We start from the raw sequence: 22478 nt of genomic DNA, 5'->3' as shown, positions 1-22478 counted from the left end.
CATTTCCGCAGCTCAGACCACCGATTCGACACCCTTGCATGCCCACCAACTGCGGAAGTCAGGCGCCCGCCCCGGCGACTACGGCGACGCCGCGGCCACCGTGGCCCTGCATGGCCGTGCCCGCTACACCGATGGCTGCGCCTCCCACCGGGTGCCGCCGTGGGCGCGTGTCTTCCTGAAAGCCGCGGTGTGCTTCGCCCGGCTCGCGCCTGGCCGGGACCAGCATCTGCTGGCCGGCCCTCACGACCGCACCCACCTGCTGCGCGTGGCCGAGTGCGCCCGGCTGCGCCCGCCTCGGCTGCCCGCCGACGAGCGTACTGGCCGTATCCGGTGGGACTGGCGTGAACGCAGGGAAGCACAGGGCTACGACGCGATGCTGACACGGCACCAGACCCCGCCCTCATCCTGAGCTCGAACCCTGGTGCACGGTCAGCCGATGGAGAAATCGGCGAACTCCACATCGGTGAAGGCGATCCCGAGACCGTGGGCGCGCAGGCCTGTGTCCCGGAAGTAGGCATGTCCCAAAGCACGGGCGAGGATCACCATCTGCTGCTGTTCGCCTCCGCCGGCGTCCTGGGCGGCGAACAGCTCGCGGGCCATTTCTCCTGACAGGTGCTGGGTGATCAGCCGTACCCGCGGGTCGTCCGAGGAGCCTGCCGGAGCGGCGAATCCGAACCGCGCCCTGGTGTGGAGGACAAAGCCGTCGGCCTCGGCCCGGGCCCGCAGACGGGCCCGTACCCGGGTCTGCCACCGTGCCCTGACGGCCTCATCGATCAACCCCGCATGCACAGCACTGGGGCGGCGGCGCATTCCCGGCCGGGTGGTGAGCCACCTCTGTACCGTGCGCTGGGAGATCCCCGGGAGGACAGCCGCGTTCTTCGTGGAGCCCTTCTCCGCCTTGAGCAGGAAACGCACAGCAGCCTCACGCGTGGGCACGGGACGGGTCAGCAACGCCTGTTCGAGCCCCTTGACGATCTCACCCATGCCCGCCCCCGACCGTTCTGCCACCGCGATGGCCGGTGCATGGCGGCCGTCTGCTTTCCCAGATCTCTCACATCAAGCCGCTTGCCCCTGCCAGTTCAGGCATAGCCAGGACGCCACCGCTCATCCTCGGCTGAAGGACGTGAAGCAATGCAAGTTCCGGAGAGTGCCTTGGGGGCAGCCATGGAACTTGCGATGTGCCGGTTTGGTGTCAGTGGGTGGGTGTCGGTGACGGTATGTCAGGCCGGGGTGTTTCCCCTGTTCGGGTGTTCATGAAGGGCGGTGTCACTGCCGTAGAGCGGTATCTGTAGTGGGCGTGGCTGTCATGGGGCGGTACACCCCGCCTTGTGCCTCTGTCTCAGGAACGGCACTTCTGATCCTTCTGTGTCTGCGCGGCGGCACGGTGGTTGGTGTTGGTTTTGCGCGTCCGGAAGGGTGTGGAGTGGGGGAGCCGGGTGCGTGGGGTGAGATCACGGCGGGGCTGAAGGTGTCCAGGCCGGTGCTGGTTGCGCGGTTGCTGGAGCTCGATGCGGCGGGGGCGTTGACGACGGCGCATGTGCGTGCGGGCGCGCAGGTCGGAGGGGTGAATGTGCGCACGGTGTGGCGCTGGCTGGAGGCGGCGCGGACGGAGGGCCGCGTGGAGCGCAGGCCCCGGGCCCGGCTGGAGTTGTCCGATCTGGCGTGGGGAGTACTGGCCCAGGCGGGCGGGAATGTGGCGGCGCTGCACCGGCATATGAAGGAGGCCGGGGGCGAGGTGCCCTCGCTGGCCTCGTTGCACCGGGTGGTGCGCCGGGACGTGGAGGCCGGCAGGGTCCTGCCGGACCGCGTGGTGCTGCGGCGGGAGCGGGAGGAGCAGCAGACGCGCCAGGCAGTGGCAGACCTCGCCCTGGTGGCCGGACCGCGGGAGGGCGGCGCGGCGAAGACGTCTACGCCGCCGCGTCTCGGACCAGAGGCGACCAGCGGCTTGTCGGCGGGGGAGAGCGGCGCGGTGGCGGGTGTGGCGTTGCCGGCGGGAGCGAAGCTGGTGCGGACGTCGTCGGTGCGGGCGGTGGCCGAGGCGGTCGGTCAGGCGATGGCGACCCAGGGCGCAGTGTGTGTGTTCGGCGACCCGGGCCGGGGCAAGACCGCCGCCGTGCGGATGGCGCTTGGCGAAGTGCCCCCGGGCTGGAAGGTGACGTGGGTGCCGGTGCCGGTGCGTCCGTCGGTGGCCGGCATGCGGCGGGCCGTGTTCGACGCTTTGGGGCTGCCGGGCCGTTTCCCGCACACGTCGGCGCTGGCCGATGCGGCGGTCGCGGGGGCTCTGGCTGAGGCGCGGGTGCTGGTGGTCGATGAGGCGCAGCGCCTTCCTGCGCGGTGTCTGGAGTACCTGCAGAGCTTGTGGGACCACCCCGGCACGCGGATCACGCTGGTGTTGTGCGGGGCGGGCAGCGAGCGGGCGCTGGCCCGGCTTCCGCAGCTGGCGTCGCGGGTGGTCGCGTGGCAGGAGGTTCCGCGCCTGGCCGGAGCGGAAGTGACGAGTGTGGTGACCGGCTTCCATCCGCTGTGGCGTACCGTCCCGGCCCCGGAACTGACGTGGATCGACCAGTCGTGCGCGCACGGCACGTTGCGTACGTGGGCCGCATTGACCGCGCATCTGCAGAACGCGCTGCTCACCACCGCTGACACGTCCGTCGACCGGGCCTTGCTGCGGCGGTTGTTTAAGCGGGTCGCGCCGCCACTGTGAGCGGAGCGCTCCTGCAACGGTCGGGGTGCTTGCATGCTCTCGGCCCCGGCGAACACACGACGTCCCACTGCGCGAGGGAGCTGGCATGCACGATGAAGGCGCCGCCCGCGCGGGCGGCGGGCTGCCTGCGGCGTCGAGGACGGCGCTGCGTGGTCCCGCGGTGCGGCGGCTGCTCGCTCTGCGGGCGGGGAAAGGGCTGACGGCCGGTCATGTCCGCGTGGCTGCGGACGCGCTGGGGGTGTCGGAGCGCACGGTGTGGCGTTGGCTGGCCGCCGCTGAGAATGATGAGGCCGCAGCTGCCGACCCTGGCGCACGGTCCCGGGCCGGTACGAGGTTCGCGATCACGTCTGAGGTCCGTGGGCTGCTGGCGTTGTGGAAGGGGAACGTGCGGGCGGTCCATCGCGAGCTGGTCCTGCGTGCCGCTCGGCAGTCTCCGCCTGGTGACGCACCGTCGTTGACGACGCTGCACCGGGCGATCCGCCGGGATCTGACGCCGGGGGAGCGGGCGGGGCTTGCGGGTGGGGAGCGGGCGGCGCGCAGGCATGATGTGTTCCTGGCCAGGCCGCGCGGCTGGCGCAACCAGGTGTGGGAGACCGATCATGTCCAGGCGCCGGTGCTGGTCGATGTCGACGGCAGGGCCCGCAGGCCGTGGATCACGTGGTTCACCGACTGCGCGACGAACGCGGTCACCGGTGTCGCGGTCACGCCGGGGGATCCGTCGCGGGAGTCGGTGCTGGCCGCGCTGCGTTCCGCGGTCCTGCGCGAGGAGCCTTACGGTCCGTTCGGCGGTCTGCCCGAGAAGGTACGGGTCGACCGTGGCAAGGACTTCCTGTCCCGGACGGTGACCGCCGCGTTCGACCTCCTCGACGTGACGGTGGAGGACCTGCCCGCCTACACCCCCCACCTCAAGGGCACCGTGGAGGGCCTGAACCGGGCGGTGGAGAGCATGTTCCTGGCCGCGCTGCCCGGCTATGCCCGCCAGCCGCGTCCCGGCAAACGGGCTTCCCGTCCGAAGGACGAGGTGCTGCTCGGCTTCGAGGACTTCACCGCCCGGCTGCTGGATTGGACGCTGTGGTGGAACACCGAGCACTGCCCGGCGCCGTTGCGGGGCAGGACTCCGCTTGAGGCGTGGCAGGGCGATCCCACCCCGCTGCGGGACGTGCCCGCGGCAGATCTGTGGACGTTCACCCTGGAGGACGCCGGCACCCGCACGCTGACCACCCGCGGCATCCGTTTCAGGAGACGCGACTATGCGGGGCCGTGGATGACCGGGCAGGCCGGGATCCAGGTCCGGGTCCGTTTCATGCCCCACCACGACCACCGGATCGAGGTCTACCACGCGGCCACCGGCCGCTACCTCGGTCCTGCGGACCTGGCCGACCAGGCCACCGACGAACAGGTCAGCGCGGTACGGCGGGCGCGGGCCGCCCGTGCGCGCCGCCTGAAGAAGGACCTGGAGGCGTCCCAGCGCGAGCGCTACGCCGCCGTGAACCAGCCCGAGGCACCTCAGCGGCTCGGCGCGCTGCCCACCGTGCAGGCCGAGGCCGAACTCGCCCAGGCCGCCGGCACCGACCTGTCGGATCTGGCGATGCCGGACCTCATCCCGCCCGCCGCGCCCCCGGCCGACTGGCGCACCCCTGCTTCCCTGGCCGCGCTGACCACGCCGGGCTCGCCCGTCCCGCACCCGCCGGTCCCGTACCCGGCCGACCGTGATGGTGCTTTTGTCCCGGACGGCCGTGACGGGCGGGCCGCACCTCCCACCACCGACGAAGACGGAGACGCCTCGTGAGCGCGGCCGCCTACCAGTACGTCGACCTGCCCGATGCGTCCGTGGTCACCACCCGCGCTCTGCTGACCGCGCGGGAGAACATCGCCGACACGGTCGCGGCACGCGCGATGATGTGCATCCACGGCGGGGCAGGCTTCGGAAAGACCCTCGCCGTCAACGTCTGCCTGCGCGCACTCGAGCCCGGCGAGGACGTCTGCAAGATCACCTTCCGGGCCCGTCCCACCGCCCGCGCGGTGCGCTACGAACTGTTCTCCGCGCTCGACCTGGCCGGTGAACCGCCGCGCCACCCCAGCGAGTTCGACCGGCTGCTGAAGGCGGCCCTGGCCGAGCGCCCGCGGACGTTCCTGGTGGACGAGGCGCAGTGGCTCAACGGGGAGGCGTTCGAGTACTTCCGCTACCTCTGGGACGATCTGGCGACCCGGCTCGCGGTCATCTTCGTGGGCGGCGAGGGCTGTTACACCGTGCTGCGCCGCGAGCCGATGCTCTCCTCCCGGATCTTCATCTGGCAGCACTTCACCCGCCTGACGCCGGACGAGGTCGCGGAGACGATCCCGCTGTTCCACCCGGTGTGGGCCGGTGCCGATGCGGCCGACATCGCGTTCGCCGACCAGCATGCCGCGCACGGTAATTTCCGCAGCTGGGCCCGTCTGACCGCGCATGTGCGTCTGGCGCTGGCCCGTACGGGGCGGGAGCGGGTGGACCGGGAGGTGCTGCGGTGGGCGTTCGGCCGGCTGGGCGGCGCCGTCTGACCTTCCCGGCCGCACGCGGCCCCTGACCCCTCGCCCGCACCCGGGAGGAGAAGGGGGGAGGAGGGTGCGGCCGGCGGGAGGCGGAGAAGACGGAGGGAGGCGGGGACGCTGGACTCGATCAACGCGCTGGGTGAGATCGCCGTGGACGTGGTGGTGTGCGGGCGGGCTGCCTCCGGGCGCTGCCCGCCCGGGTGGGTGCTGCGCACCGCGGGCCGCGCGCCGTTCACGGTGGTCGTGGACCGCGAGGACGACGTGCACGTGACCCGCACCGTGCTGGCCGCCCACCAGCCGGCGGCGGGGCAGGTCGTCGTCCACCCCACCGTGGGCGGGGAGGGACGGCTGCTGTGGCACGACGTCCTGCACGCGGTGTCCGGCCGGCTCCCGGACCGCCCTTCGCGTGCCGGGAGTGCCGGCCGGGCCGAGCAGGAGCATGCGGTGCGCGCCGCTCTTGAGGCCGGGGACGTGCGCCGGCTGACCGTCCTGCGCGGGCACCGCGTGCCGCTGGGCGTGTGGGCGGACCTGGTGGCCCTGCACCGCGCCACCGGCACGGACGTGAGCGTGGTGCACCACGCCCCGTTGCCGGTGGACCTGGCGCACCTGCTGCGCCACTGCGACCACCGTATGGTCACCACCCGCGCCGCCGTACAGGCCCTCTACCCGCCCGCACGGCCCTAGAGGGAGGCCTGGGACCACCCGGGCCCTGCCCGTGACCGGGGCCCCGCACACGGCCCCGCCCGATCTAGCCTCCATGATCCCATGTCATGCGCCACACGAATAGAACATGAGATATAGGTGGTAAGATCGTCGCTGTGAGTATGGGGCTGGAAGAGCGGGTGAGGTCGGCGGTGGCGGCGCTCCTGTACGCGACCGGTGAATCGCAGGCGGTTCTGGGCGCTGTTCTTGGGGTGAGCCAGGCGCAGGTGAGCCGTCGTCAGCGCGGCCTGGCGGCCTGGACCCTGGCGGACTGCGAGGCGGTCGCCGCGCACTACGGCATCGACGTCTTCGACGTCGTGGAGGGACCCACCCGGGCCGTGGAGGCCTTGTCCGCCGCGCGCCGCCTCGCCCTGGGCCGGCAGGCCGGTACCCGGCGTCCCGCGGCTGCCGGGGACATCATGCCGCCGGCCGGGGAGCGGCGCGCCCTGCGTGAGGAGCTGAACCTCTCGCGGGCCCGCCTGGCCCAGGCCCTGGGGGTCAGTGCCTCCACGGTCGGGGGCTGGGAGGCAGGGCGGGAGCCGAGCGGCGAGGCGAGAGTGAAGTACGCGTACTTCCTCGAGGGAGCCAGGGCCCGGCGCTCTGCCGAGACGGCCGGGCAAGGCCGCACCGGCGTACCCGCACCCGAATCCGGGGGTGAGGTGGTCGCGGATGCCGGGCAGGCGGCGGGTCAGGACGACGGCGATGTGCTCGCGGTGCCGCAGCCGTGCGTGCTGTGCGGGCGGCCGGCCCGTCACCAGGTCGAAGGGTTCCCCCAGCACCTGCCTCCGGACGAGTGCACACCCGCACCCGCACCCGCACCCATGGCCGCGCAGCCGGAGCCTGTACCGGAGCCTGTACCGGAGCCGGAGCCGGAGCCGGAGCCGGAGCCGGAGCCGGAGCCGGAGCCGGAGCGCGGGCCGGCGGCTGTTCCGGCCGGGGCAGCGCCTGGCCGGGGCCGCGGCGGCGGGGCGCGGCAGAGTCCGCGCGGGCGGCAGGGGGTGAAGGTGGTTGCGGCCGGGCGGCGGGTGCGGCCGGCCGGCGCTCCGGACCCGCTGGCCGGGCGGATCACCGCGGCGGTCGCGGCCGCGCTCGCCGAGCACGGCGGGGATGCGGACGAGGCGACGGCGGCGTTGGTGAAGCGGGCGATCCCGGACGCGATGGTCCTGCTGGACCAGGCCCGTCTGGGCGGCCGCTACGACGTCGTCGCGCATCCGTGGCTGCCGGACGTGCTGCGCAAGCAGAGCGCGAAGGGCGCCGACCAGGTCTGGGAGGCCCGCCCGAAATGGACCCGCCCCGAACTCCCGGCCGGTGAGCACGAAGTGACCGCGCTGGACGTCAACGGGGCCTACCTGTCGGCGCTCAAGACGCATCTGCCGCTCGGCCAGCTGGAGCACTCCACCGGCGGGCAGCACCATCCGCGCCGGGCCGGCGTGCACCTGATCACCCCGCCCGGCTGGGACCACGACCAGGTCCTCCCGAACCCGATCGGCCAGCGTGACGAGGCGGGCCCGCTGTGGGTGACCGAGCCGACCCTGCGCCTGCTGCTGCGGATCTCCGGCCCGAAGTACGGGCTGTGCGAGGCGCCCGTGATCCACGAGTCGTGGACGTCGGGCGCGACCGAGGGACTGCTGGAGAAGTTCCGCCTCGTACTGAAGGACGCCCGGGACGGGGCGATCGCCGCCGGCGACGGCGTGACGGGGGAGTACGTCAAGGCGATGTACTCGAAGTTCGTCTCTACCATGGGCGAGTCGAACTACAACCGCGAGCTCTACCGCACCGACTGGATGCACCTGATCCGCTCACAGGCGTTCGCGAACCTGTGGTGGAGGGCCCACCGCGCCTACGACGAGGGCCTGATGGTCGTGCGCGCGATGGGCACCGACGAACTCCACGTCATCGGCGACTGGCGCGCCGTCTTCCCCGAGGGACGCGGCCTCGCTGAGATGAAACCCAAGGACGTCTACACCATCAACGACGCCGGCATCCCGGCCGCGGAAGAGGCCTGACCGGCATGCCCGAGCGCACCCTCGACTTCGGCCACTTCGGCGCCCGCGGCATCAAGGGCCACGAAGCCGTCGCCCGCCGGCTCGACGCTCTCGCCGGCTACATCGCCACCCCCGTCACCGCCCCGCGTGGCCTGCTCGCCCGCCTGCACTACCTCACCCGCACCGACCGCGCCCGCACGGCCGCCCGCGCGGCCGGTCTCACCGTGACGGACCGGACGGTGCGGGCCTGGCTGGAGGGCACCCGCTCGCCTTCGCGCCGGAATCTGGAGCGGATCGAGCAGGCGTACCGCACCGTGCGGCGGGAGAACGTCGCCCGCTACCTGCTGGCCCGTCTCAACCGGGGCGGCCAGGGCACCCGGGTGGAGTTCCACCCGCTCAGCCAGTCCGGCGTGGCCCGGCCCCACCAGCGCGTGGTCGCGTTCAGGACCATGAACGTGCGGCGCTGGGAGGGGATCGTCGCCGCGTGGGTGGCCGGCGACGACCAGGCGCTGGACGACGCGTGGATCGACAAGGTCGCCGACCTCGGCTCCCAGTGGGGTCAGTACGAGTACGTCACCACCATCGGCTTCGCCGCCTGACTGCCTGGGGGCGGGTTCTCACATCCCGTCTCGTGCTCTGCCTTTGCCGGCGCCCTGCCCACGGGCGTCTGACCGGCAACGACACCCGCCCGGGAAAGATCTTGGACTGGGGTGACGGAAACCCGGCTGCTGCTCCGTCTTCACGTACAAGCCAGGGTTCTTGCCCCGGCCCATCGGACTCGGTGCCTTCTCTGGGACACGGGGCCCGAGCCGGTCTTACCGAGAAGGGGGCCGTCGATGGAGATCGGCGACCACTTCGAAGACCCGCGGGATGACAGGAGGCCCTCAGCGTCTTCGTTCACCGGCGGGTCCCCGGACCCGGAAGCCACGCCGGGTCCGAACTCTGGGCAGGAGAAAGCCACTTCTGCCGCAGAGGCGATATCCCCGGAAGCCTGTGCTGACTTCGTTAAATACTGCGAAGAGCGCACGGACAGTTTCATCAGGGCCGCTTACCGGATTACCGGCAGCCTTTGGGATGCGCAGGATGCGGTCCAGGACGTATTTCTGAAGTTCTGGAAAAGCTGGCCTGATCCGGAATTTAGGATTCGCGTTTTAAGTAGCCGGGGCTATGCGTACAGGTCGATTACCCATGCGGCTGTCGACACGATCCGGAGCGGAAAGTCCCGGAGGGAACGGGAAGAAGAAGATGCCAGGAAAGTAATCGTCGGGACCGACGAATACTCGCGCGTCGAGGACGATGACAGCTTCGGCAGGACACTTGATGTCCTGCAGGCCTTGAATCCTACTTGGCGTCTGGTCATCCACCTGCGCTACGCGCAGGAACTCAAGAGCGCAGAGGTAGCAGCGGTCCTCCGTATCTCGGAGGCGACTGCACGCCGCTACGAGAAAAGGGCCCTCAAGGCTCTTGAGGAAGCCTGGAAGAGGAACTGAGAGAAGGGAGGAAGCCATAGTGAACGCCGCAGAACAGCTCACCTTGGCACTCAACTCCCGATCTTCCTCAGGCGACCGACCCGACCCCGAGCAATTCCTTGGCGAGTTCTTCTCGAAGATAGGGATTGCTCGGGGCACGGCAGCCTGCGGTGCAGCCAGCGACGGGGGCTGCCCGCAGCCGGCCGGGGCCGAGGAAGACAGCCAGGAGGCATGGCTTGCTCCTCCGGAACCGGAGGACCTCCTGGAGGAGTTGCGGGGCCTTCTCCCTGCAGCTGTGCCGGAAGAGGACCAGGAGAAGGGGAAGGGAGGTGTCTTAAGGAGGATTGCGGAGATCGTCGAGCAGGTAGACGACGAAACAACAGCATTCGTGTGGTGGCTCCACGCGGCGCATGCTGGTGACGAAGTGGCCGTCGAGATCGTCGATGAACTTGCCCTCGATCCGTCTGCGGAACGACCCAGCGTCCTGCAGAGCATCCGCCGGCTCCAGAACTCGATACGCTGAAAATCTCAGCGTGCCAGCCCGGCTTGTGGCACTCAAATTGCCATAAGTCTCGATAGGGGAACATAGTGTTCAATCAGCGCCACCTGAGGGTCTAGTTACTCCCGTCAGGCAGCGAACCGATTGTTCGGGGGGACGCCGATCTCCGATCCCGGCTATTGGGGGCGTGGCCTTCTCGGGGGAGGGGCCGAGCTAGCCAGCCATCACGTATGGAGATCGACGTAACACAGAGGGTCCGGACACCGGGAGGGATGGTGTCCGGACCCTTCACCGTTTCTGGCCCGGTTGAAATATTTCAGCCCGCGGCTCCGTCCTTGTATCGAGACCGAGGAGGGGCCCATGAGCCGTCCGTCAAAAAATTTTTCACGAGAGCGGAGGAAGCTTCGGTGACCCTGGTTCTTGTCGTTGCTCTCGCACTCGCGGGCGGGGGTGTTTATATCGCCTACCGAAATCCGCGCATGGGAGCAGCCATTCTGGTGGGGCTCGGCATCCTCACCGCGCTCTATCTTGTCTGCGAGAAAGACCCGAGCGTCTTGCAGACCAGCGTGCCGCCGGTGCCGGCCCCGGCAGCGACACCGCCCGCCGGCCAACCGCGGATGCCGGCCCCCAGCACGTCCGTCCTCACTTCCCGCAAGGCTGACCACCGGTGAGGCCTGCTCTCTCGTGGGACCAGGACCGCGACACATCACACCTGGCCGGACCGGTTCCTGCGCCGACCGGGTTGGTCCCGTTGTTCCCAACGGGGACCAGCCAGCCGTGAGTTGTGATTCCGCCAGGAACTCCGGGTGTCGTCCGGACCGCTGTTCATGCCGTATCCGGATCTGGGCACGGCCTGCACCACAGGTGCCCTTCTTGCTCTCGCGGTGCCCGTTGCGGCGGCGCCGGAGGCTCCCACGACCACCGGCGCCCGTCGCACGGATTGCTGGGAACGGGCCGGCGGCTGCATGCGCAGCACGCTTCGGGCGTCGGATAACCTCCTGCTGTCCGACGTGACAGAACGGGACATGACGACCGGTCGCCTGTGCGCAGGAAGCGGGGAGGGAAACCTGCATGGCCCACCGCGCTACCCCCGGCCGTGACCGGCTCCTCGCCCCGGCGGGCATCTTGGAGTTCTCTGACGATCTGCGCAGTGCCGACGTGGGCCCGCTGCAGGACTTCCTCGCCGCGCGCCTCGGCGAGATTGCCCGCGCCCAGCCGGAGGGAACCGATGCCCGCTGGGCTGCGGAGCATCTCGCCCACACCATCGCGGCCGCCTGCCGCGACCTCGATGACGCCCTGGTCTCCTGGGAGATCGAACTCACCGAGGGGGACATCCACCGGCCGGGGCTCGTGCAGGACCTGCGCCAGAGTCTGGCGGCCGGCTGGAACCGGCTGGCGGGTACAGCCCAACGCTTCGCCGGCCATCCCGACCACCTTGCCCGCTGGCGTCCCTTGCGGTACCTCAGCATCGGGCACGCCGAGTTCGTCGAGCAGGGCCTCGGTGACGAGACTGACGCCGGCATCCTCCACTGCGCCGACCCGGACCACGACGGATGAGCGCCCCGGCGCAGGCGGTCTGACGGCGGGGCGCAGGGAACTCGGTGCGCGGCCCTGGCTCTCTTGAGACCTGGCAGGGAAGGCGGGCGGTGCCACCGGCTCTCTGTGTCCGGGTCGGCCCTGCACTCCGGGCTGTTCGGAAGCGTGAGCGTCGTCGGTGTCGCGGTGTCCTGTCCGTGGACAGCGTCGGCCAGGCGGCCTCGCAGCGGTCTGCGCGGCCGCGCGGTGTTCGGTGAGCCCGTCGTTCAGCGCTGGCTCTGGAGCGGCGGAAGCTGCTGCAGGGCCGCGGGCAGCTCCCCGGTGCCGCGCTGCAGGTACCAGGCGAGCGACCAGCGCAGGATCACGCCGCGGCGCAGGCGCCACTGGTCGCAGATCTGGGAAGGACGTCGTCGCAGAAGTCCTCCCGCAGCTGGACCAGCACTTCGTCCTCGGGATAGGCGGTGTAGCCGATGCCGCACGTGTCCGGATCGCCGAGGGCGAGCGCATCGGCGAGGATCGCCGCGGCCGCCGCACTGGTGCCGCCGCCGTTGTAGCCCCAGCCGAAACCGCTGTTCTCCGGTTCGGCCAGTTCCCGCAGCACGGTGGTGCCCTGCTGCCGTTCGGTGGGGCCGAACTCCGGCTTCTCGACGAGGATCCGGGCGGGCTGCCACTCCTCGTCGCTCCTGCCGGTCTCCGGCCCGTCCTGGATCCCGCGTGGCAGATGCAGTCCTCGTACACCATGCTGTCCCCTAAATTCGCTTGGGAGAGGCCCTATAGACCAGCACTCCCGCATGAGGCCCTCGCGCTAGAGGGCCAGACGACTCGTTGAAGTGGCGGTCCATCCCCGCACCCGCGGAGGTGGACCGCCACTGTGTTACCCCGCCCCCTCACCTCACCGGCCGGCACATGCTGCCTTCCGCCGACTATGTGGCTATGGCGGCTTTCAGCGCCTGCAGTTGCGTGGCGCGGACAGCGTCGTTGCGGGCCTTGCGCCCCGCACACGGAGAGTTCCTCGGTACACAAGGCGTACGTAAGGAGTCTTCGCTTCCTCGGTGCGAGCCCCCCCGGGCGTCTTGTGCAGCCCTGCTTCGAAGGCATCCATCGAGCGGCCTGACATGGAGCGGCCCTGCGCGAGACCGCGTACGCCTTGCGCCGGACGGGAGAGAGCGGCGCCCCACCAGGCCTGTGTGCAGCGTGAGAGCACCCGAGAGGGGGGGGCACAGGCCAACTCGCGGTGATGACGAGCCGCGTCGAACGATTCACGCGGCCCCGCATCCGGCCCTCTGCCGGTGCATGTCGAACGGATCGAAGCCGGCGCCGTGGCCCCTTCCCGGCACGGGACATCCCTGTCGGACACCGGAGCCGTCTGCCGGGCGTCACGGCCGTCGCCAACTGCACCGAGGACGCGCGCAGTTGCCTGGCACAGCGTTGCCGCAGAGCGGCAGCGTTGCAGAGCAACATCCTGGCAACGAGGGGAGCCGTGGGGTGCTGACCGGCCGGGATGTCCCGCGAACGGGCGGGCGCAGGGATGCAACGCACACTGTTGCCGCCCCTGTTCTGCGGACATGGACCGCAACGGCTTGGGGTTCATCCATTCTGTAACTCCTCTTCCGCAATCCGCTGGATGGGCGAAACGTCCCCCCATTGCTGGGGTGGGGCAGGTGAATGGAGACCGTGGTGGACGGGCCGTTGCTGTCGATGAGATCGACTCTCGTGTTTCTGCTCGCGCTGCTCGCAGGCACGGCCGCGGGCGGGCTGACGGCGCTTGCGGGCGAAGGGGGGCCGCGCAGTGTGCTTGCGGGCCTCGCGGCGGTGGGGCTGGCGGTGCCGTTCTTCAACCGCCTCATCGGCGCTGAGGGCAGCCCGGTCCGGCCGCAGGGCGGCGCCGGTGCCGGGGAGGGGGAGAGCCATGGGTGAGCTGCGGCCTCTGGGGGACGACCTCAATGACGCCTCCCGCGCCCTGGCCATGGCTCTGCGCGAGCTGTTCGAGGGCATGCAGGTATCGGTGCGCCGGTATGCGGCGCGGCGCCGGCGTGACCCGGGAACGTTCTCGCGTTACCTGAACGGCACCCGGTTACCGCCGTGGCAGGTGATCACCGACCTCTTCGCGGATCTCGCCGAGCACCGCGGGACCGCGGTGACCACCGAGGCCATCGAGTTCGTACGGGGGCTGTACGGATCGGCGGTGGACGCCTCCTCCTCTCCCAAACACGCGATGGAACTCCTGGAACAGCAGCTGGCCGACGCGGACCGCATCTCGCGGCGCTCCAGCGTCCGCGGCGACGTCCTGGGCGACGCGCTCCTGGACCGGACCCAGCGCATCGCCGACCTGGAGACACGGCTCAACCAGCTGGAAGCCGACCGCAGCGCGGAGCAGAAGCGGGCGGACACACTCGCCGCGGCCAGCCCCGACATCTCCGGCCTCCTCCAGGAACGCAACGCCCTGCAGGCGGAAGTGGAGCGGCTCGGAGAGGATCTCAAAGAGGCCCGGGCCCAGCGCGCCGCGGCGGAGGACCGCTGCAATCTCCTCGAACGCCAGCTGGAGGCCGTGGAGAAACCCGCACCCCCGCTGCCCGCCGCACCGCACGGCATGCCCAAAATCCTGATCGTCGACGACCAGCCGGACAACCTCCTCGCGATGACCGCGGTTCTGGCAACACTCGACCAGGAACTCGTCACCGTGCCCTCCGGGCGCGAGGCACTCAAGGCACTCCTGGACCACGACGACTTCGCGGTCATCATCATGGACGTGCAGATGCCGGAGATGGACGGCTACGAGACCTGCGCCCACATCAAGCGCCGCCCCCGCACCCGGGATGTCCCCATCATCTTCCTGACCGCCATGGGCGTGGACTCCGAACACTCCGCCCGCGGATACGCGGCCGGCGCCGTCGACTACATCAGCAAGCCCTTCGACCCCTGGGCCCTGCGCGCCAAGGTCGCCGTGTTCACCTCCATCTACCTGGAGCGGCACACCCAGACGTGACCCCGGGACACCGCCTGCGCGGGCAACGGAGCGGGCCCCGGGACGGACACCGCGGACAACAGGAACGTCAGCGCGGTGTCCGTGCGCGTGCACAAGCGCGCGGCCGTCCCGGCCGGCGGTGCCTGGAGCGGCCACGCTGTCCCCTGCGTCAACGGCAGGATCCTGGACCGCTCCTCCTGCCCGGCCCGGCACCCGGCGGCCATGCCGCCTCGGCCCGGCCCCGGCCGTAGCGCCATCCGGACCACGGCGGCTGTTACGCACTTTCGGGTGACGGCCTGCAGGCCGGAGCCGGCGGCAGACGCCGGTCTGCCCCGGTGAGCCCAGAGCCCACACGGAATCAACCGGTGACAACCCGTCAACACGATGCATTCAATACATAAATTGATCTTGCACTTAAGAGTCGTAGAAACATGGATGAATTGCCACGACCTTCTTGTATCCATCGCAACTCCTCCGCACGGCGGGCAGGGTGTGCGGTGTGCGGCCGACTGGCCGCCGACCCGCACCACACACCGCGGGCGGCCTGCGTCTTTCATGCCGCCGGCCCGGGGTGTCCGGCCCCAAGAAGGGGGACCTCGTGTCCGTATCCGTTTCCGCCCGCCGTCTGACCGCCGCCGCTGCTGTGGCCGCCGCTGCCCTGGGCGCGCTCGCGCTGCCCGCCGCGGCAGCCGGCCAGCACCCGGCCCGCCCGCACCACGACGTGGTCATCAGCGCGGTGCAGTACGACTCGCCGGGGCGTGACGACCGCTCCAACCGCTCCCTGAACAAGGAGTGGGTGGACATCACCAACACCACCCGCCGTGCGGTGAACCTGGACGACTGGACGCTGACCGACGAGGCCGGCCACACCTACACCTTCCGCCACTTCCGCCTGGACGGGCGGGCCACCGTCCGCGTCCACACCGGCGAGGGCCGCGACAGCGCCACCGACGTCTACCAGGACCGCCGCGCCTACGTGTGGAACAACGACACCGACACCGCGACCCTGCGCAACAACCGCGACCGCCTGGTCGACGAGGTCACCTGGGGCCGGCACCGCGGCGAACACCGCAACGGCGGCGGCATCCGCCACTGACTGACCTGCCGGCGTCGGCGCCCCATGCCTGAGCCGCGTCCCGGCGCCTCCCGACACTGGTGGCGAACCCCGAGAAAGAAGGGGGGAGGGGCGTACGCCGGCCGCTGCCGATTACCCTCAGTTCAGCCTGGCCCGTCACCCACTTTCCGCCGTGGTGACGGGCCAGACGCATGCCCTGTGCCCTCTAGCAGGCGTAGGTGACGGTGACGGGCTGGTCGGGGCAGGCGGCGAGGCGTTCGGCGAGCGCACTCTGCTCGGCGGGGCCGACGGCCAGCTGGTAGCGGGTCTTGTCGGCGCCCCAGCCGGTGACGTAGGCGCACCAGTAGGGCGTGTACGGGGGAGCCATTCGGTGGGGTCCTCGTCGGCCTTGGACCGGTTGGAGGCCGCCGAGACCGCGATCAGCGCACGGGGGTCGTCGAGGTCGTTGGCGTAGGCCTCGCGCTCCTTCGCGGTCCAGGCGGAGGCTCCGGAGTCCTGGGCCTCGGCGAGCGGTACCAGGTGTTATCCGCACCTTGATGAAGGTGTCGCTGACGTCTGTGACAGTTGTGGGGTGGTCCGTCTTCCCGCTGTGAGCGGTGCGTTATCCAGTGCAGCGGCTCGTGCCGCTGACAGCGATGACGTGGTGGGAGAACGCTGCGGCGACGACTCGGGCTCTGCTGCTCCATTCGGCTGAGATACACGGACCGGGCCCGGGAGACCGCGATGACCATCGCATCCTCGCAGGCCGCAGCCGGCGCGCCGGAGCCGCTCCGGAGCAGAGTCGCAGCCCTGTTCAAAGACCTGCCGTACAGGTAGCCGAGGGGTCTTCAGGTACGCGGCGCCTGGGCTGCCCGCCCTGCGCGTACCGCGGCGAGCGCCTGGTCGTGCAGGGCCCGTAGCCCGGCCGGGGGCACGGGGACGGGGCTGCCGGTGAGGGTGTAGGTCTCCTCGGCGCCGGTGTACTCGGCGGCGATGTCGGCGAGGCCGTCGGGGCGGGCGGTAGTGGTGATGGTGAGGTCGCCGGTGATGACGCCGACTTCGTCGGTCATGGCACCGCCCGGCCCCGCGACCACCTTGTCGCGGAGCCGGGCGGGCCCCGGGGGTGTGCGCATCAGTCGCAGGTTTCCAGCATGGTGCCGAGCATGTCTTTCTCCGGTGGGGTGATGTTCAGGGCGTACGCGTATTTCACGCTGATCCAGGCCCGCGAGTAGGTGCACCAGAAGTTCCGGTTGGGCGGTGCCCACTGGTCGGGGCTCTGGTCGCCCTTGGAGCGGTTGGAGGCGGCGGAGACCGCGATGAGCTGGCTGTGGTCCAGGTCGTTGGCGAACGCCTTGCGTGTGGCGGTGTCCCAGGTGTCGGCGCCGGACCGCCAGGCGTTGGCGAGCGGGACCATGTGGTCGATGTCGACCTGAGCCGCGCTGCCGAGGGTCCGGTTGTCGTACGGGCTGAACCAGGTGCCGGCGATCGCCTTGCATGCCGAGTCCTGGGTGACGCCCTCGCCGTCGCGGGACAGGACGACCTCACGGGTGTCGCACTCCCCGTACTGCTTGGCCCAGTGCGGGAACTTCGCCCGCGAGTAGCCGGACATCGAGTGGGGAGACGAGATAGCCAGTGCGTCGAGTTCGGTGCGCGCCTGATCCGCACCAGGCGGCTCCGGGATCGTCCGCTGGTGGCTGGCCGGTGCGAACCCGGCGGGCGCTGCGGCGACGGGGGAGGCCGAGGCGGGGACAAGAACGGCGGACAGACCCAGCAGGGCGGTGGCGGCGCGAAGCCACCCACGGGGAGTGATCACGACCTATGCATAGCGGGGCAGCCCGTACGAACTGCAGGATCTGACCAGGTTGAGGGCGTGTCCCCTGCGGCAGTTGCCATATGGATCGTCAGCGGCATATCAGTGACGGCGCATCCTGGACAGACGAACGGATCACGCCGTCATGGCTACAGATAACAGGTGGTCGACGTCCAACTGGCTCGCGCTGTCGAAGTACCGGTCGTCGTACGGGCTGTACCAGCTGCCGCCGGTCAGCGCGCACTTCGCACCGATCTCGGGCGACGTGACGGCTTCCTCCAGGAGGACCTCGGCGCGTGTGTTGCAGCCGTCCTTGTCCGCGTCGGTCCAGTGCTTGAACTGGTCGCGGGAGTAGCCGGCGCGGTCCTCGTCCGCGACGGTCAGCGCGGCGAGCGCGTCGCGGACCGGCAGGGTGACCGTCTCGCCCGGCGCGTGCCGCTCGGGCTGGTACGCGAAGGCCGGCGCGGCGTGGGCGGTGGTGGGGGTGAGCAGTGCGAGCAGCGCGGCGATCAGGGTGCGGCGGGTACGGGCGAGGCGCACAGTGCGGGTCTCCGTTTCGAAGATCACGAACAGGTCTGTGATCTTCGTAGTGGCCTGGACGGTGCGGTGTCGGTCGGCTGGGGGTGGGTTCACCCGCACGGCGAACTAGTCACACCGTCGAAGGGCGATCCCCCTGGATTACAAGGGCGGCGCCAGCCTGGGACGGGACCAGTTGAGGGGATGTTTCATCTGCTTGGTCACAAGCAGGGCAAACCGACTGTGCGGCGGTAGGGCTATGGGAATGATCGGGGAATGGCAGGTCTCGGGGGGCGCCGCCAGCGGCGCAATTGGTATCTGATCGGCACCTTGGGTGCGCTGATGGTCGTGGTGAGCACTGTGTACGCGGTCTGGGTGATCATTCACGGAGGGCTCCAGCCGACAGACATCGCGGGCCTGTTGGGCTTTCCTCTGGGGGCGGCCGGGGTCGTGCTCGCAGTAGTGGCGTTGTGCAAGCCCATCGAAGGCAACGACGCTGGCCTCGCCCGCGACTGGGCCGCGACACTGGCCGACCAGATCAAGGGCGGGGAGAGTGCGGTGTGGCGGCAGTTGCTGGGCGACGACAACCGGCGCATCAATCTCGCCTACGTCCTGCACCCCGTCGCGGTCCGCCCGGCCGAAGCTCCGCTCGCTGGGCGCCTGATCGCCGACGGGCCGGGCCCGGCGACGCTGCCGGACATCGTCGCCTACTACCGTTCCACCAAGCCGCTGCGCCTGGTCGTCACCGGCGCCGCCGGGGCGGGCAAGACCGTCCTGGCCCTGGAGCTCCTGCTGGCCCTCATCGACGGCCGGAACGAGGACGACCCCGTACCGGTCCGTATCCCGCTGTCCCGGTGGGACACCGACCGACAGTCCCTGCCCGAGCTGCTGCAACAGCGGCTGATCGAGGCCTACGACTGGCCCGTCGACCTAGCGGCCGGCCTGGTCGAGCACGGCCGGGTGCTGCCGGTCCTGGACGGCCTGGACGAGATGGACCCCCCGGCCCCGGACGGCTCCCCAGATCCCGCCGCGCCCCGCGCGACCGCCGTCGTGCGTGCCCTCAACGCCTACCAGCAGGGTCGCGACGCCGGACCTCTCATCCTGACCTGCCGTACCCGGCACTACGACGCCCTGGCGGCCTTGCACACCGAGGTCCTGGACGCCGCCCGCATCGCCGTCGCTCCTGTCGACACCGGCGCCGCCCGGACCTACCTCACCAGCCGCGCACTCGATACGGCCCGGTGGCAGCCGCTGACCGATCATCTGACCGCCCACCCGAGCGGGATCTTGGCGACCATGCTGTCCACCCCCTGGCGGCTCTGCCTGACCGCCACCGTCTACCACCACGACGGCAACCCCGCCGAACTCCTCACCCTCCCCGACGCTGACACCCTGGACCGTCATCTCCTGGCCCGCTACATCTCCGCCGCCACCCGCATCACCCCCAACCCCCACCGCTACACACCCCAGGACATTCACCGCTGGCTCCACCACCTCACCACCCACCTCGACGCCACCGGCGCCCTCCCCGCCACGGCATCGGCCCGCGCGGAAACCACCGACCTCGTCCTGCATGAACTGTGGCCGCTTGCCGGACGCGCCCGCGTCCGCACAGCCGACATCCTCATCACCACCCTCGCCGTCCTCACCGTGCTTCCTCTCGCCTGGGCAGTCCCTCAAGCGCAAACAAGTGTGGTCGCCATCACGATCGGTGCACTTGCCGCCATGGCCGGAGTCCTCGCCGTCACCACTAGCAGCCCCAAAAGTCTGGGGAGCCCGTTTATGACCCCGCGAAGACGCATGGACCTCGCGATGGACCTCGCGCTTGGGCTCGCGTCCGGGCTCACATCCGGGATCGTGGTTTGGATCCTGTTTGAGCGGCTTGTGCTCGGGTTCGCGTTCGGGTTCGCGTTCGGACTCGCGGCCACGCTTGAGCAAGAGCCGGGCACAAGTCTCGGAGCGCGTGCGGTCATCAAAAGTGATGCCCTGCTCGGGCTCACGAATGGGTTCATGTTCGGGTTCATGCTCGGGCTCACGACCAACCTCGCGACGATCTTCCCGTTCGGGCTTGCGACCAGCCTCATGTTCGGGCTCGCGGGCGGGCTCACGTTCGGGCTCACGTGCAGTGCTGGGGCTTCGCGGCGGTATGTGGTGTTCCTGTTCTGCTCGCGTCGTCGTCTGCCGTTCCGGCTCGGCAGGTTCCTGGACTGGGCTGTCACCGCGGGGCTCATGCGCTACAGCGGGCCCGCCTACCAGTACCGTCACCGTGAACTCCAGCACTGGCTGCGCCGGCATCCCTCCCCTCCGCCCTTGCCCTGAGGGCACGGCTGCTCAACCGCTCGGGCCGTGGCCGCTCCGGGAGCCGTGAGCGGGATGCCGAGGCCAGGGTGATGCCCATGTTGTACGGCGGGTTTCGGACGGGGACGGTCTCCCGATGCGATCGCGTGCGCTCCCCGTAGATGCCGGTGGGCAGGGGGTGGCTGTTCTGCCCGCCCTGGCGGGCGACCAGGTCGACGCACCGGGAGTGCTCCGGAGCGTGCTGTGGGATGCCGCGCACGGGGGAGGGCATGGGGCGCTTCGGATGCGCACGGGGCGCACGCTGGCGGCCGCGCGGCTCGCAGTGTGATGCAAGTTACTCTCTGTACTCATTCGGTCATTTTATGTACTCATTCCCTCATGTGCATGCATCTCCTGTCGTCAACGTGTCTGCCCTGCAACGAAACTGACGTTGTGAAAGCTGGGCTCCGGCTGTGGGTGCGCGGGCCTGTCCGGGATAGGCGCCGACAGAGAGGGGAAGCGGGCGGCAATGTGGATCAGTCGACATTCGGAAGTATGGTCGTCTAGGTCGCCGATTGATGTTCGATATCCCGTCGGGGATGAGAGGGGGACGCTTTTTCTATGCGGCTTGCATTTCTGCTGATGCCTGCCGGGGGAATGTCGAGAAGTGAATTATGGCGGAGTGGTACATCTGTACGAAGATCGCACTCATGTCCGATGGGGAGGCGGCGCGGTAGGCGCCTGGTGGCGTTCGGTGACCGGATTTGTTGACTCTTGAACGTCGATTATCATTTGATAGCGCTCTCAGAGTCTCCGAGGGGTGGGCGCGTCTCGCTCCCCGGTGCACAAAAGGGACGAAGCTTGCGACCTTCCGGGGCGCCGCCTTGACAGGCTCGCGAGGGTGTGCCGTCCATGCCAAAACCCCGCAGCTGGGGTGTTTGCACTGCTAGTTATGACGGTAGAGACCACGTGACGCCGGATCGGGAGTGACCTTAACGCGGTCCATAGTGTTTACTGGACACCGGTCTGATCCCGGTGGGTCCGGACCCTTTCCGGGAGGTCCTGGGGGTGGTGCCCTGGGGCCTCCCGTTTTTGCCGCAGGTTTGCGTGTAGGCCTCATGGTCCTCATCGAGAGGACATCTCTCATACCGCCGCATGAATATTTGCATGCCGAATGCGGGGATTCTTGAAAATGGAGAGAACAGGTTTATCGATTCGGCTCCGGGCGGGGTGTAACAAACCCCCGCAGGTAGGGAATCAACGCAGCGTGAATCACCCCTGCGGTTCCTCCGGAAACGCGACTGGCTCTCGGCTCGTGGCGAGAGGTAGCGTTATGCCGATCCAACGTCATCTCCATCCGCCTGGCCTACACCACCGGGCACGTACCACCTCCCGGAGAGGGCGACGGACCCACCACCTGGGACCCCGCTGACACAGCGGGGTCCCAGGCCGATCAACCGCATAGGACGAACACGATGAGCATCGCCAGCTCCCACGGCGCCGTGCCGCCGTACCCTCCCGGCCGCCACGCCGCGCTGTTCCCGACGCGCCGTCACCGCCGCGCCGCCCACGGCGTGTGTGCGGCGGCCTGCCCCGCCTGCCGGGCCCCGGGGGGAGAGTGACCATGCCTCCCGCCCTCGACATCTCCCGGCCCACCGACCTCCTGCATGCCCACGAAGGCAAGCCCGAGGGAAGCTTCCTGCACCGCGTACAGACCGAGACCTGGCACGGTCTTCTCCAGACCGGCCTGCGCAGCCGTCTCTTCGCCCGCGACGAACTGCTGCCCATGGGACCGGCCAACCCGGTCGTCTACATCCTCCTCGAAGGCGTCGTACGCCAGGACCGCTATCCGCTGGGCACCGGCGCCGGCATCCCCGGCATCATCCGGTTCCGCGGCGCCGGCCAACTCGTCGGCGAAGCCGCGCTCATCGAGCCCGACTCCTGCGTCGACACCCGCTGCCTCACCGACACCGTCGTCATCCCCTTCGCCGCCCGGTACTTCAACGCCCTCACCGAGCGCCGCTTCTACGAGGCACGGATCGCCCTGCTGCGCAGCCTCGAGGACCGCAGCCGCACCGACGAACTCGTCTACGGGATGGCCATCCGCCCGCCCCTGGAACGGGTCAGCAGGCTGCTGGCGCACCTCGCCGACACCACCGGCGTCCCCGACCCCCGAACATCCCGCTCCACCGTCATCACCGGCCCGGGCCAGAAAGACATCGCCGCAGCTCTCCAGCTCGCCGTCTCCACCACGGAGAACGCGCTGCGCACACTGCGCTACCACGGTGTCATCGAGGCCCGCTACCGGCAGTTCGTCGTCTGCGACGTCGACGGCCTGCGCCTCTTCGCCGGGGTCTGACACCACCCCCTGCGCTTTTCCGGACCCACCATCCCCTGCTGCGCCGTACCCGCATCCTGCGGGGCGGCGCACC

The 22478-nt window shown here is 69.9% G+C and carries 21 protein-coding genes and 1 pseudogene; 16 read left to right on the top strand and 6 right to left on the bottom strand.

Features of this window, described 5'->3' with window-relative positions; translation table 11 throughout:
• A pseudogene (locus IEZ11_RS48460) lies at positions 1–409 on the top strand (hypothetical protein); the annotation flags it as partial.
• Positions 410–429: 20 nt separating this feature from the next.
• Here the strand turns inward: IEZ11_RS48460 and tpg are convergent.
• The gene (gene tpg, locus IEZ11_RS48455; protein ID WP_189269505.1) at positions 430–984 is read right to left on the bottom strand and encodes a telomere-protecting terminal protein Tpg; all 555 of its coding nucleotides are present in this window, start codon (positions 982–984) and stop codon (positions 430–432) included.
• 496 nt (positions 985–1480) lie between these two features.
• On the opposite strand from tpg, the gene IEZ11_RS48450 reads away from it, so the two are divergent.
• From IEZ11_RS48450 to IEZ11_RS48400, 10 genes are all read left to right on the top strand, one after another.
• Positions 1481–2704, top strand: a complete 1224-nt coding sequence (locus tag IEZ11_RS48450) for an AAA family ATPase (protein WP_229713935.1) — start codon at positions 1481–1483, stop codon at positions 2702–2704.
• Positions 2705–2864: 160 nt separating this feature from the next.
• A complete protein-coding gene (locus IEZ11_RS48445) occupies positions 2865–4493 on the top strand; it encodes a TnsB C-terminal domain-containing protein (protein ID WP_373295085.1) in 1629 nt (542 codons plus the stop codon).
• Positions 4490–5242 carry an AAA family ATPase gene (locus IEZ11_RS48440; RefSeq protein WP_189269502.1) on the top strand — a complete coding sequence of 251 codons (753 nt, stop codon included), beginning with the start codon at positions 4490–4492 and terminating at the stop codon, positions 5240–5242. Before IEZ11_RS48445 ends, IEZ11_RS48440 begins: the two co-directional genes overlap by 4 nt.
• Positions 5243–5383: 141 nt before the next feature.
• Positions 5384–5917 (top strand): hypothetical protein, encoded by a 534-nt coding sequence (locus IEZ11_RS48435; protein WP_189269501.1) that lies wholly within the window; start codon positions 5384–5386, stop codon positions 5915–5917.
• 140 nt (positions 5918–6057) lie between these two features.
• Complete coding sequence (locus IEZ11_RS48425) at positions 6058–7941, top strand: helix-turn-helix domain-containing protein (RefSeq protein WP_229713937.1); 1884 nt, start codon at positions 6058–6060, stop codon at positions 7939–7941.
• Between the two features lie 5 nt (positions 7942–7946).
• A complete protein-coding gene (locus IEZ11_RS48420) occupies positions 7947–8519 on the top strand; it encodes a transcriptional regulator (RefSeq protein ID WP_189269500.1) in 573 nt (190 codons plus the stop codon).
• Between the two features lie 237 nt (positions 8520–8756).
• Positions 8757–9410: an RNA polymerase sigma factor gene (locus IEZ11_RS48415; RefSeq protein WP_189269499.1), complete on the top strand. Its 654-nt coding sequence runs from the start codon at positions 8757–8759 to the stop codon at positions 9408–9410.
• A 19-nt stretch (positions 9411–9429) separates the two neighbouring features.
• Positions 9430–9912, top strand: a complete 483-nt coding sequence (locus IEZ11_RS48410; protein ID WP_189269498.1) for a hypothetical protein — start codon at positions 9430–9432, stop codon at positions 9910–9912.
• Between the two features lie 383 nt (positions 9913–10295).
• The gene (locus IEZ11_RS48405) at positions 10296–10559 is read left to right on the top strand and encodes a hypothetical protein (protein WP_189269497.1); all 264 of its coding nucleotides are present in this window, start codon (positions 10296–10298) and stop codon (positions 10557–10559) included.
• A gap of 400 nt (positions 10560–10959) precedes the next feature.
• On the top strand, positions 10960–11445 hold the full coding sequence (locus IEZ11_RS48400; protein WP_189269496.1) for a hypothetical protein: 486 nt from the start codon (positions 10960–10962) through the stop codon (positions 11443–11445).
• Positions 11446–11785: 340 nt separating this feature from the next.
• Here the strand turns inward: IEZ11_RS48400 and IEZ11_RS48395 are convergent, their stop codons facing one another.
• Complete coding sequence (locus tag IEZ11_RS48395; RefSeq protein WP_189269495.1) at positions 11786–12217, bottom strand: DUF6166 domain-containing protein; 432 nt, start codon at positions 12215–12217, stop codon at positions 11786–11788.
• Positions 12218–13089: 872 nt separating this feature from the next.
• On the opposite strand from IEZ11_RS48395, the gene IEZ11_RS48390 reads away from it, so the two are divergent.
• From IEZ11_RS48390 to IEZ11_RS48380, 3 genes are all read left to right on the top strand, one after another.
• Entirely contained in the window at positions 13090–13341 is a 252-nt protein-coding gene (locus tag IEZ11_RS48390; RefSeq protein WP_308426606.1) for a hypothetical protein, read from the top strand.
• A complete protein-coding gene (locus IEZ11_RS48385; RefSeq protein ID WP_189269494.1) occupies positions 13334–14410 on the top strand; it encodes a response regulator in 1077 nt (358 codons plus the stop codon). Before IEZ11_RS48390 ends, IEZ11_RS48385 begins: the two co-directional genes overlap by 8 nt.
• 577 nt (positions 14411–14987) lie before the next feature.
• Positions 14988–15485, top strand: a complete 498-nt coding sequence (locus tag IEZ11_RS48380; protein WP_229713933.1) for a lamin tail domain-containing protein — start codon at positions 14988–14990, stop codon at positions 15483–15485.
• Between the two features lie 184 nt (positions 15486–15669).
• On the opposite strand, the gene IEZ11_RS52695 is transcribed toward IEZ11_RS48380, so the two are convergent.
• The 4 genes from IEZ11_RS52695 to IEZ11_RS48360 form a co-directional block, all read right to left on the bottom strand.
• A complete protein-coding gene (locus IEZ11_RS52695) occupies positions 15670–15831 on the bottom strand; it encodes a hypothetical protein (RefSeq protein WP_373295084.1) in 162 nt (53 codons plus the stop codon).
• Positions 15832–16291: 460 nt separating this feature from the next.
• On the bottom strand, positions 16292–16576 hold the full coding sequence (locus IEZ11_RS48370; protein ID WP_189269493.1) for a hypothetical protein: 285 nt from the start codon (positions 16574–16576) through the stop codon (positions 16292–16294).
• Positions 16576–17256, bottom strand: a complete 681-nt coding sequence (locus IEZ11_RS48365; RefSeq protein ID WP_229713931.1) for a GmrSD restriction endonuclease domain-containing protein — start codon at positions 17254–17256, stop codon at positions 16576–16578. The genes IEZ11_RS48370 and IEZ11_RS48365 overlap by 1 nt, the downstream gene beginning before the upstream one ends.
• A gap of 132 nt (positions 17257–17388) precedes the next feature.
• Positions 17389–17820: a hypothetical protein gene (locus IEZ11_RS48360; RefSeq protein ID WP_308426605.1), complete on the bottom strand. Its 432-nt coding sequence runs from the start codon at positions 17818–17820 to the stop codon at positions 17389–17391.
• A 225-nt stretch (positions 17821–18045) separates the two neighbouring features.
• On the opposite strand from IEZ11_RS48360, the gene IEZ11_RS48355 reads away from it, so the two are divergent.
• Both IEZ11_RS48355 and IEZ11_RS48350 read left to right on the top strand, forming a co-directional pair.
• Positions 18046–20088 carry an NACHT domain-containing protein gene (locus tag IEZ11_RS48355; protein WP_189269492.1) on the top strand — a complete coding sequence of 681 codons (2043 nt, stop codon included), beginning with the start codon at positions 18046–18048 and terminating at the stop codon, positions 20086–20088.
• A gap of 1582 nt (positions 20089–21670) precedes the next feature.
• Complete coding sequence (locus tag IEZ11_RS48350) at positions 21671–22405, top strand: Crp/Fnr family transcriptional regulator (RefSeq protein ID WP_189269491.1); 735 nt, start codon at positions 21671–21673, stop codon at positions 22403–22405.
• The last annotated feature ends 73 nt before the right edge of the window (positions 22406–22478 follow it).

The organism is Streptomyces fuscichromogenes (assembly GCF_014645815.1).
GTDB classification, from domain to species: domain Bacteria; phylum Actinomycetota; class Actinomycetes; order Streptomycetales; family Streptomycetaceae; genus Streptomyces; species Streptomyces fuscichromogenes.
This window is presented reverse-complemented; position numbering and strand designations above follow the sequence as displayed.